This is a genomic window from Streptomyces sp. JW3, assembly GCF_052216785.1.
Classification (GTDB): Bacteria; Actinomycetota; Actinomycetes; order Streptomycetales; family Streptomycetaceae; genus Streptomyces.
In genome coordinates this window covers 74,293-84,497 of the sequence record NZ_JBQOUX010000021.1, presented here as the reverse complement: position 1 = coordinate 84,497, position 10,205 = coordinate 74,293, and the positions used below count along the sequence as shown (strand labels likewise).

Genomic DNA, 10,205 nt, shown 5'->3' with positions numbered 1-10,205 from the left:
GGTGTGCACCGGGCGCCCCTCCCCTCTGTCCGGCTACCAGTCGTCGCCCGGGAGGCCGTCGTCCTCCTCGTCGTCGTCCTCGTCCGGCGGCGGGGTGGTGGTGGTCTCCTCGTCCGGCGGCGGGGTGGTGGTGGTCTCCTCGTCCGGCGGCGGGGTGGTGGTGGTCTCCTCGTCCGTGGGCGGCGCCGAGGTGGTCTCCTCCTCGGTCGGCGGCGCCGAGGTGGTCTCCTCCTCCGTGGGCGGGGCCGACGTGGTCGGCGGCGCCGAGGTGGTGGGGTTGACCGCCGCGCCCTGCTTGGTGTCCAGGTCGAACTTGCTGGTCTGGTCCATCACGCCGAAGGTGTACGCGGCCCAGATCTGCGCCGGGTACCCGCCGCCGTTGACGCGGTCGTTGCCACCCGCGCCGTACATGGCGACCTGGCCGTGGGTCTTGGCGTCCTCGCCGAACAGGCCGACGGAGGTGACCAGCTTGGGGGTGAAGCCGGTGAACCAGGCCGACTTGTTGTTGTCGGAGGTACCGGTCTTGCCGGCCACCTGTTGGCCGTCGCGCATCGCGTTGTCCCGTACCGACGTCTTGGCCGTACCGTCGTCGACCACGCCGGTCAGCACGCTGGTCACGGTGTCGGCGGCCTCGCGGCTGATGACCTGCCCGCCGATCGGATCGGGGAACTCGACCGCCCGGGAGTTGTGCTCGACGGACTTCACGACGGCCGGGGTGACCTTCTTGCCGTGGTTGTCCAAGGTGGCGTAGACGCCGGCCATCTGGAGCGGGCTGGCGCCCATACTGCCCAGGGTCTGGGCCGGTACGGCCTGGAGGTCGTCGTCCATGCCGAGGTCGGCGGCGACGTCGACCACCTGCTGCATGCCGACGTCGACGCCCATCTGCGCGAAGACGGAGTTGACGGACTTGTTCATGGCCGTCTGCACGGAGATGTCGCCGTAGTCGGCGTCGTCCTCGTTCTCCGGGGCGAAGCCGACCTTGGTGCCGTTCTCCTCGACCTGGCGCTTGCTGGTGCCGTCGTAGACCGTGTTCGCGGTGATCGGCACGCCGTCCTGGGTCTCGGCGTCCTGGTCCACGGCGGCGGCCAGGATGACCGGCTTGAAGGTGGAGGCGGGCTGGTAGTCCTTGCGGGTGGCGTTGTTGACGTAGTGCTTGAGGTAGTCCACGCCGCCGTACATCGCCACGACCGCGCCGGTCTTGGGATCGACGGAGACCGCGCCCGCCTGGACATCGGCGTCCACGTCGCGTTCGTCGGAGTCGAGCTTGCTGGTCAGCTGGGACTTGACGGACTTCTCCAGCGCCGCCTGCTTCTTCTTGTCGATGTTGAGGGTGATGGTCCAGCCGCCGGCCTCCCGCATGGCCTCGGCCTGGTCGCTGTCCTCGGCGGTGCCCTGGTCGACCAGTTGCTGCTCCAGCGCGTCGTTGGCCGCGTCCACCAGGTAACCGGTCTGCCCCTGCATGCCCGCGGTGCCCTTGGGGTCCTCGGGGACCTGGAACTTCGCGGCCTGCCGGTCGGAGCCGCTCAGCCAGTCCTGCTCGACCATCTTGTCCAGGACGTAGTTCCAGCGCTCCTTGGCCAGCTTCTTGCCGGTCTCGGTGGCCACCGCCCAGTCGTACTGGCTCGGCGCCTGGAGCAGGGCGGCCAGGTAGGCGCCCTGCTCGACCGTGAGGTCCTCGGCGTCGACCCGGTAGTAGGCCTGGGCGGCGGCCTGGATGCCGTAGGCGCCGCGGCCGTAGTAGCTGGTGTTCAGGTAGCCGGCGAGGATGTAGTCCTTGGACTTCTCCCGGTCCAGCTTCAGGGAGATGACCAGTTCCTTCAGCTTGCGGGTGACGGTCTGGTCCTGCGTCAGGTAGTAGTTCTTGACGTACTGCTGGGTGATGGTCGAGCCGCCCTGCGCGCCCTTGCCGGAGACCGTGTTGAGCAGACCGCGGGCGGTGCCCTTGATGTCGACGCCGGAGTCCTCGTAGAACGTCTTGTTCTCGGCGGCGACGAAGGCGTGCTGGACGTCCTTGGGCACCTTGGAGAGGTCGACGATCTCGCGGTTGCGCTCACCGCTGCGGGTCATGACCGTGCCGTCGCTGTACTTGTAGACGTTGCTCTGGAGCGTCGCGTCGGCGTTGCCCTCGGGGATCTGGATCATCATGTACAGCACGATGAAGGCGCCCATGCCGAGCAGGCAGAGGCCGAGGAAGGTGCCCAGCATCTTCTTCCAGGTGAAGAGCCGGCGTATCCGTCCCTTGCCGTTCGCGGCGGCCGGTGGACGGCGGCGCTTGGGCGCCGCGCGGCGACCGCCACGCTGCCGCGCTCTTCTCTCTTCCGCTCGTCCCATGGGCTCGTTCCGCTCCGCTTCGTTCGTGTGTGCTCACAGGTCACACAGGTTCCGTCAGCAGGTCAGCGTAAGAAGCTAGCACCGCCAGATGTGGCGAAGAGTCGCCGATCCTGCCTTTTGGGCACGTGAGAATCAGCACCTCCTCCACCTGGAACCGACGCGCGGGAGGGGTTGAGGGTTGCTGTGAGCGGGTAAAGTGTTATCACTTAGCTAGGAAAGTGTTAGCGACAGACGGGGGTATTTCCATGACCACTCATGACGCGCAGGTCACCGCCGACCTGCCCGAGATGCCGGCTCCGCGGGTGCGGGAGTGCCCGGCGCACAGCATCGGCGGGGGCTGGGCGCTGCTGCTCGGGCTGGTCGGGCTGCTGGCGGGCGCGGGGCTGATCGTGAGCGCCACGGCGGTCTCGGCGGCCGGCGGCAAGGCGGCACTGATCATCGGCGGCGTCCTGGTGGCGGTCGCGGCGTTCCTCGCGATGTGCGGGCTGAACATGGTCGCGCCCGGCGAGGCGCGGGTGGTGCAGCTCTTCGGCCGGTACCGGGGCACGATCCGGCAGGACGGGCTGCGCTGGGTGAACCCCCTCACCTCGCGCACCAAGATCTCCACCCGGGTGCGCAACCACGAGACCGCGGTGCTCAAGGTGAACGACGCCTACGGCAACCCGATCGAGCTGGCGGCCGTGGTGGTGTGGAAGGTCGAGGACACCGCGCAGGCCCTGTTCGAGGTCGACGACTACGTGGAGTTCGTCTCCACGCAGACCGAGGCGGCCGTGCGGCACATCGCCATCGAGTACCCCTACGACGCCCACGAGGAGGACGGCCTCTCACTGCGCGGCAACGCGGAGGAGATCACCGAGAAGCTCGCCGTGGAGCTGCACGCGCGGGTGGAGGCGGCCGGTGTGAAGATCGTCGAGTCCCGCTTCACGCACCTCGCGTACGCGCCGGAGATCGCCTCGGCGATGCTCCAGCGGCAGCAGGCGGGGGCGGTCGTGGCGGCGCGGCGGCAGATCGTGGACGGGGCGGTCGGGATGGTCGAGATGGCGCTGGCCCGGATCACCCGGGAGGACATCGTGACGCTGGACGAGGAGCGCAAGGCGGCGATGGTGTCCAACCTGATGGTCGTGCTGTGCGGGGACCGCTCCGCGCAGCCGGTGCTCAACACGGGGACGCTCTACCAGTGACGACGGATTCCGGGGCCGACCCCACCCCGCGGCGCCGGCCGCAGCAGCGCAAGCAGGTGCTGCTGCGGCTGGACCCCCAGGTGTACGAGGCGCTGGCCCGCTGGGCGGGTGACGAGCTGCGCTCGGCCAACGCGCAGATCGAGTTCCTGCTGCGCCGGGCCCTGGCGGAGGCCGGCCGGCTGCCCCGCGACACCGGCCCGCTGCCCCGCCGGGGCCGCCCGCCGGCCGATCCACCGCCGTCGGCACCAGAGCAGCGGTGACACGAGCCGGTTCCGAGGGACCTCGTGTGACAGAACTGTGACAACAGCCCGTGACCTGGGGTGCGGCGGCTCCCCTCACCAACTACACACAGCACGTATACACACGGCGTATACACCGTGTGTAGTGTGCCCCGCATGTCCATCGGTCACACTCTGCTCGGGCTCCTGGAGTCCGGCCCCCGCCACGGTTACGACCTGAAGCGGGCCTTCGACGAGAAGTTCGGTCACGACCGGCCGCTCCACTACGGCCAGGTCTATTCGACGATGTCCCGGCTGCTGAAGAACGGCCTCGTGGAGGTCGACGGCATCGAGGCCGGCGGCGGTCCGGAGCGCAAGCGGTACGCGATCACCGACGCCGGCGTCACCGACGTGGCGCGCTGGCTCGCGACGCCGGAGAAGCCGGAGCCGTACCTCCAGTCGACGCTGTACACCAAGGTCGTCCTCGCCCTGCTCACGCACCGCGACGCCGCCGGCATCCTCGACGAGCAGCGCGCCGAGCACCTGCGGCACATGCGGGTGCTGACCGACCGCAAGCGGGGGGGCGACCTCGCCGACCAGCTCATCTGCGACCACGCCCTGTTCCATCTGGAAGCCGACCTGCGGTGGCTGGAGCTCACCGCGGCGCGCCTCGACAAGCTCCGTACGGCGGTGGCCCCGTGACGACTCCTCCCCCCGGTTCGCTGCTCACCGCGCAGGACCTGCGCAAGGTCTACGGCCCCACCCTGGCCCTGGACGGCGCCGAGTTCTCCATCCACCCCGGCGAGGTCGTCGCCGTGATGGGACCCTCCGGTTCCGGCAAGTCCACGCTGTTGCACTGCCTGGCCGGCATCGTCCCGCCCGACTCCGGGACGATCCTCTACAACGGGCGCGAGCTGTCCGCCATGAACGACGCCCAGCGCAGCGCGCTGCGGCGCAGCGAGTTCGGGTTCGTGTTCCAGTTCGGCCAGTTGGTGCCGGAGCTGACCTGCGTGGAGAACGTGGCGCTGCCGCTCAGGCTGAACGGCACGCCCCGCAAGGAGGCCGAGCGGACCGCGCTCGGCTGGATGGAACGCCTGGAGGTCGACGACCTGGCCAAGAAGCGGCCCGGTGAGGTCTCCGGCGGCCAGGGGCAGCGCGTCGCGGTCGCCCGGTCGCTGGTCACCGGGCCGCGGGTGCTCTTCGCCGACGAGCCCACCGGCGCCCTGGACTCGCTCAACGGCGAACGCGTGATGGAACTGCTCACCGAGGCCGCCCGGTCCACCAACGCCGCCGTGGTGCTGGTCACCCACGAGGCCCGGGTGGCCGCCTACTCGGACCGCGAGATCATCGTGCGCGACGGCCGGTCCCGGGACATGGAGCGGGTCGTATGAACGCCCGGCAGTGGGGCCACGACCTGGCCCTGGGCGTCCGGTTCGCGCTCACCGGCGGGCGCGAGGGCTGGACCCGCGCGCTGCTGACGGCCGTCGGCGTCGGACTCGGCGTGGCGCTGCTGCTGCTGACCACCGCCGTGCCGAGCGTGCTGTCCGCCCGGCACGCCCGGGAGGACGCCCGTACCGACATCACGTGGATGAACACCACCGTCCCCGCCCGCTCGGCCGGCACCCTGCTGGTCGCGGACCTGGACACGGAGTTCCGCGGCCAGGAGATCCGGGGCCGCGCGATGCAGGCCGAGGGACCCGACGCGCCGGTGCCGCCGGGCCTGGACGCGGTCCCGGCCGCGGGCGAGATGTTCGTCTCCCCCGCGCTGCAGAAGCTGCTGGCGTCGGACGCCGGGAAACTGCTGCGCGAGCGGCTGCCCGACCAGGTCACCGGCACCATCGCCGAGGAGGGCCTGGTCGGTTCGAAGGAGCTCACCTTCGTCCGGGGCGCCGAGGGACTCGCCGCGCACGTCGACGGCTCCCGCGTCACCCGGATCGACCACTTCGGCGCCCCCGACAGCGCCTCGGAGGGCCTCGACCCGGTCCTGCTGCTGTTGGTCCTCGTGGTGTTCGTGGTGCTGCTGATGCCGGTCGCCGTGTTCATCGCGACGGCCGTGCGGTTCGGCGGCGAGCGCCGCGACCGGCGGCTCGCGGCGCTGCGGCTGGTCGGCTCCGACAGCCCGATGACCCGGCGGATCGCGGCCGGCGAGGCACTGGCGGGTTCGGTGCTCGGCCTGGTCTTCGGCACGGTGTTCTTCCTGCTCGGCCGACAGCTCGCGGGACAGGCCGTGATCTACGACATCAGTGTCTTCCCCAGCTATCTGAACCCCTCCCCGGTGCTGGCCCTGCTGGTGGCGGTGGCCGTGCCGGCGGCCGCGGTGCTGGTGACGCTGCTGGCGCTGCGCGGGGTGGTCATCGAGCCGCTCGGCGTGATCCGCACGGCCCGGCCCGCGCGGCGCCGGCTGTGGTGGCGGCTGCTGCTGCCGCTGGCCGGTCTGGCGCTGCTCTACCCGATGGTCGGCCAGGGCCGCGACAACGGGGACTTCAACCAGTACCTGGTGGTCGGCGGTGTGGTCCTGCTGCTGGTCGGCGTGACGGCGCTGCTGCCGTGGATCGTGGAGCGGTTCGTCGCCCGGCTCGGCGCCGGCCCGGTCGCCTGGCAGCTCGCGGTGCGCCGCATCCAGGTGAACAGCGGCACCGCGGCCCGCATGGTCAACGGGGTGGCGGTGGCCGTCGCCGGGGCGATCGCCCTGCAGATGCTGTTCGCCGGGGTGGACAACGACTACACCAGGTCCACCGGCCAGGACCTCACCCGGGCGCAGATGCAGGTGAGCCTGTCGGACGGGGCACCGGCCGCCGTCGGCGCCGCCGAGTTCACCGCCACCGAGGGCGTCGAGAAGGTTTATGGCTACGCCGAGGGTTCGATCTCCGACCGGCGCGCGGACCCGGAGAACTCCGAGCAGGTGACGGTCGGGGACTGCGCGTCGCTGCGCGAGGTGGTCCGGCTGGACTCCTGCGCGGACGGCGACATCTTCGCCGTCTACGACACCTCCTGGGACTCCGGCATCAAGCAGCTGGCCGAGCCGGGCCGGCGGCTCTACTTCGACCCGTCGTACGGCGACTCCGCGGGCGCCCGGGTGGCCTGGACGGTGCCCGAGGGCATCAAGGAGGCCGGTGAACGCGTCGGCCCGACCAGGAACACGACGTCGGGGTTCCTGTTCACGCCGGGGGCCCTGCACGGCAAGGCGCTGGCGAGTCTGCGCACGGAGGTGTACCTCCAGCTCGACCAGACGGTGCCGGACGTCCAGGAGCGGGTGCGCAACACCGCGGCGGCCGTCGACCCGCTGGCCGACGTCTCGGTCTGGTCGTCCACCGAGCAGAACGAGAAGTTCACGGCCATCCGCACCGGCCTGTTCGTGGGCGCCGCCTGTGTGCTGGCGCTGATCGGCGTGAGCCTGCTGGTGACGCAGCTGGAGCAGTTGCGCGAACGCCGCAAGCTGCTGTCGTCGCTGGTCGCCTTCGGCACCCGGCGCCGCACCCTGGGCCTGTCGGTGCTGTGGCAGACGGCGGTGCCGATCGCGGTGGGCCTGCTGCTGTCCGCGGTGGTGGGGCTGACGCTCGGCGCGGTGCTGCTGAAGATGGCCGGTACCCCGGTCGCCGTCGACTGGCCGAGCCTGCTGGCGATGACAGGCGTGGGCGCGGCGGTCGTGCTGGCGGTGACGCTGCTCAGCCTGCCGCCGCTGCTGAAGCTGGTCCGGCCGGACGGGCTGCGGACGGAGTAGGTGGCACCGCGAGCGGCGGCAGGCCGAGGTCCGGGTGCCGGTCGCCGCCGCCCCTCGGTCAGCCGCCCTCGGCCCGGACCAGCAGCCGTTCACCCTCCGGGGTGAGCGGCACCCGGCGCGTCCCGCTCTGTGCCACGATCAGAACCGTCCAACCCACGGGAAACGTCCGTAAATTGGACGTTTCTTCGCTACAAGGAGAGCGTGTGCTCACTGTCGGTGACAAGTTCCCCGAGTTCGAACTGACCGCCTGCGTCTCGCTGGAGAAGGGCAAGGAGTTCGAGACGGTCAACCACAAGACCTACGAGGGCAAGTGGAAGGTCGTCTTCGCCTGGCCCAAGGACTTCACCTTCGTGTGCCCCACCGAGATCGCGGCCTTCGGCAGGCTGAACGAGGAGTTCGCCGACCGGGACGCGCAGGTCCTCGGCTTCTCCGGTGACTCCGAGTTCGTCCACCACGCCTGGCGCAAGGACCACCCGGACCTGACCGACCTGCCGTTCCCGATGATGGCCGACGCCAGGCACGAGCTGATGCGCGCGCTGGGCATCGAGGGCGCGGACGGCTTCGCGCAGCGCGCCGTGTTCGTCGTGGACCAGAACAACGAGATCCAGTTCACGATGGTGACCGCCGGCTCGGTCGGCCGGAACCCCAAGGAGGTGCTGCGGGTCCTCGACGCCCTCCAGACCGACGAGCTGTGCCCGTGCAACTGGTCCAGGGGCGACGAGACCCTCGACCCCGTCGCGCTGCTGTCCGGAGAGTGAGCTGACATGTCCCTCGACTCCCTGAAGTCCGCCCTGCCGGACTACGCCAAGGACCTGAAGCTCAATCTGGGCTCGGTCGTCGGCAACTCCGGCCTGTCCGCGCAGCGGCTGTGGGGCACGGTGCTGGCGACCGCGATCGCCTCGCGCTCCCCGATCGTGCTGCGCGAGCTGGCCCCGGAGGCGAAGGCGAACCTGTCGCCGGAGGCGTACACGGCCGCCAAGTCGGCCGCCGCGATCATGGCGATGACCAACGTGTTCTACCGCACCCGGCATCTGCTGTCGGACCACGAGTACGGCACCCTGCGGGCCGGGCTGCGGATGAACGTCCTCGGCGACCCCGGTGTCGACAAGGCCGATTTCGAGCTGTGGTCGTTCGCGGTCTCCGCCATCAACGGCTGCGGCCTGTGCCTGGACTCGCACGAGCGGGTGCTGCGCACGGCGGGCGTGGACCGGGAGACGGTCCAGGAGGCGTTCAAGATCGCGTCGGTGATCCAGGCGGTGGGCACCACGCTGGACGCCGAGGCGGTCCTCGCCGAGTAGTTCCCGCGTACGGCCCCGCCCACTAGAACGGAAGTCCTGGTGGGCGGGGCCCGCTGCCGCTAGCCGGCGGCCGACTCCGCACCCGGCGGGTCGGCGGGCGGCGGTTTCTCGGCCGCCGGCGCGGCGTCGGTCGAGGTGGCTCCGTGCGGTCGCGGCGTCCCGCGCAGCGCGGCCTCCCGGGAGTGCGCCCGCAGATAGCCCACCACCGTGTTGGTCACCGCGACCAGCGGTACGGCGACCACCGCGCCGCCGATGCCGGCCACCAGGCCGCCGGCGGCCACCGACAGCACCACCGCGAGCGGGTGCACCCGTACCGCCCGGCCCAGGATGAACGGCTGGAGGATGTGCCCCTCGATCTGCTGCACCGCCAGCACCACGACCAGCACCATCACGGCGGTGAACACGCCCTGGGTCACCAGCGCGACGACGACGGCGAGCGCCCCCGACACCACGGCGCCGACCAGCGGCACGAACGCGAACAGGAAGATGAACACGGCCAGCGGCACGGCCATCGGCACATCGAGGAAGTAGATGCCGAGGCCGATGAAGATGGCGTCGATCAGGGCGACTATCACCGTGCCGCGCACATACGCGGTCAGCGTCCGCCAGGCCCGCGGGCCGGCGCCGGCCACGCCCGGCCGGGCGGCGGCCGGGACCAGCTTCAGCGTCCACTGCCAGATCCGCTTGCCGTCGTAGAGCAGGAACAGGGTGGAGAAGGCCGCCAGCAGGATGCCGGTCAGTGCCTCGACGACGACGGTGACGCCCTCCAGGCCGGCCGAGGTGATCTGGTCGGTGTTGGCGCCGACCGCGTCCCGCAGGTTCTTGGCGATCTCGTTGATCTGCTTGTCGGTGACGTGGAACGGGCTGTTGAGCAGCCAGCGGCGCAACTCGTCGATGCCGTCCTGGACCTGGTCGGAGAGGTTGTCGATGTTCTCCATGACCTGCCAGGTGACGAACCAGCCGATCAGGCCCATCACCACGAACCCGCCGATCGCGGTGAGCGCCGTGGCCAGTCCGCGCGGCACCCCGGCGCGCCGCAGCCGGGCCACCGTCGGCTGGAGCAGCGCCGTGATCAGCAGCGCGGCGACGAAGGCCAGCACGACGAGTTGGACCGCGCTGATGATCCGCATCAGCACCCACAGGGTGCCCGCGAGCACCAGCAGCCGCCAGCCCGCCTCGGCCGCGACCCGCACGCCCCACGGCACGGCCTGGGCCGGGTCCGGCCGGGCGGCGCCGGCGGGCGGGTGGTCCGGCGGCGCCGGTACGTGGTCGTACGGCTGCGGCTCCACGGCGTCGGCGGCGGCCTGCTGCCGCTCCGCCTCGGCGCGACGCTGCTCCAGCGTCCGGCTCATGCGGGTCAGTCCGGCACCGAGCCGGCCGATCCACCCTGGCACTCGCGACATGATCCGTCCTCTTCCCCCGTCTCTCCCCACCACTCCCCCCTGGTGTCAGCGGG

General features: G+C 71.0%; 9 protein-coding genes. 7 read left to right on the top strand and 2 right to left on the bottom strand.

Features of this window, described 5'->3' with window-relative positions; genetic code table 11:
• Nucleotides 1–33 precede the first annotated feature (33 nt).
• Nucleotides 34–2,331: a transglycosylase domain-containing protein gene (locus ACTT8P_RS12090; RefSeq protein WP_442831590.1), complete on the bottom strand. Its 2,298-nt coding sequence runs from the start codon at nt 2,329–2,331 to the stop codon at nt 34–36.
• Nucleotides 2,332–2,576: 245 nt separating this feature from the next.
• Between ACTT8P_RS12090 and ACTT8P_RS12085 the strand changes: the two genes are divergently transcribed.
• The 7 genes from ACTT8P_RS12085 to ACTT8P_RS12055 all read left to right on the top strand — a co-directional run bounded on the left by ACTT8P_RS12085 (nt 2,577) and on the right by ACTT8P_RS12055 (nt 8,749).
• Complete coding sequence (locus ACTT8P_RS12085) at nt 2,577–3,512, top strand: SPFH domain-containing protein (RefSeq protein ID WP_442831589.1); 936 nt, start codon at nt 2,577–2,579, stop codon at nt 3,510–3,512.
• Nucleotides 3,509–3,772 (top strand): hypothetical protein, encoded by a 264-nt coding sequence (locus ACTT8P_RS12080; RefSeq protein ID WP_442831588.1) that lies wholly within the window; start codon nt 3,509–3,511, stop codon nt 3,770–3,772. Before ACTT8P_RS12085 ends, ACTT8P_RS12080 begins: the two co-directional genes overlap by 4 nt.
• 135 nt (nt 3,773–3,907) lie before the next feature.
• Entirely contained in the window at nt 3,908–4,432 is a 525-nt protein-coding gene (locus tag ACTT8P_RS12075; protein WP_442831587.1) for a PadR family transcriptional regulator, read from the top strand.
• The gene (locus ACTT8P_RS12070; RefSeq protein ID WP_442831586.1) at nt 4,429–5,121 is read left to right on the top strand and encodes an ABC transporter ATP-binding protein; all 693 of its coding nucleotides are present in this window, start codon (nt 4,429–4,431) and stop codon (nt 5,119–5,121) included. Before ACTT8P_RS12075 ends, ACTT8P_RS12070 begins: the two co-directional genes overlap by 4 nt.
• Nucleotides 5,118–7,451 carry an ABC transporter permease gene (locus ACTT8P_RS12065; RefSeq protein WP_442831585.1) on the top strand — a complete coding sequence of 778 codons (2,334 nt, stop codon included), beginning with the start codon at nt 5,118–5,120 and terminating at the stop codon, nt 7,449–7,451. The genes ACTT8P_RS12070 and ACTT8P_RS12065 overlap by 4 nt, the downstream gene beginning before the upstream one ends.
• Nucleotides 7,452–7,654: 203 nt before the next feature.
• On the top strand, nt 7,655–8,209 hold the full coding sequence (locus ACTT8P_RS12060; protein WP_442831584.1) for a peroxiredoxin: 555 nt from the start codon (nt 7,655–7,657) through the stop codon (nt 8,207–8,209).
• Nucleotides 8,210–8,215: 6 nt separating this feature from the next.
• Nucleotides 8,216–8,749 (top strand): alkyl hydroperoxide reductase, encoded by a 534-nt coding sequence (locus ACTT8P_RS12055; protein ID WP_442831583.1) that lies wholly within the window; start codon nt 8,216–8,218, stop codon nt 8,747–8,749.
• A 59-nt stretch (nt 8,750–8,808) separates the two neighbouring features.
• Here ACTT8P_RS12055 and ACTT8P_RS12050 read toward each other — a convergent pair whose 3' ends face one another.
• Nucleotides 8,809–10,152 (bottom strand): AI-2E family transporter, encoded by a 1,344-nt coding sequence (locus tag ACTT8P_RS12050; RefSeq protein WP_442831582.1) that lies wholly within the window; start codon nt 10,150–10,152, stop codon nt 8,809–8,811.
• Nucleotides 10,153–10,205: the final 53 nt, after the last annotated feature.

Excerpts from the sequence above, each read along its gene's own strand:
- ACTT8P_RS12050 (WP_442831582.1), bottom strand. The coding sequence starts at position 10,152 with ATGTCGCGAGTGCCAGGGTGGATCGGCCGGCTCGGTGCCGGACTGACC.
- ACTT8P_RS12090 (WP_442831590.1), bottom strand. The coding sequence starts at position 2,331 with ATGGGACGAGCGGAAGAGAGAAGAGCGCGGCAGCGTGGCGGTCGCCGC.
- ACTT8P_RS12075 (WP_442831587.1), top strand. The coding sequence starts at position 3,908 with ATGTCCATCGGTCACACTCTGCTCGGGCTCCTGGAGTCCGGCCCCCGC.
- ACTT8P_RS12055 (WP_442831583.1), top strand. The coding sequence starts at position 8,216 with ATGTCCCTCGACTCCCTGAAGTCCGCCCTGCCGGACTACGCCAAGGAC.
- ACTT8P_RS12065 (WP_442831585.1), top strand. The coding sequence starts at position 5,118 with ATGAACGCCCGGCAGTGGGGCCACGACCTGGCCCTGGGCGTCCGGTTC.
- ACTT8P_RS12085 (WP_442831589.1), top strand. The coding sequence starts at position 2,577 with ATGACCACTCATGACGCGCAGGTCACCGCCGACCTGCCCGAGATGCCG.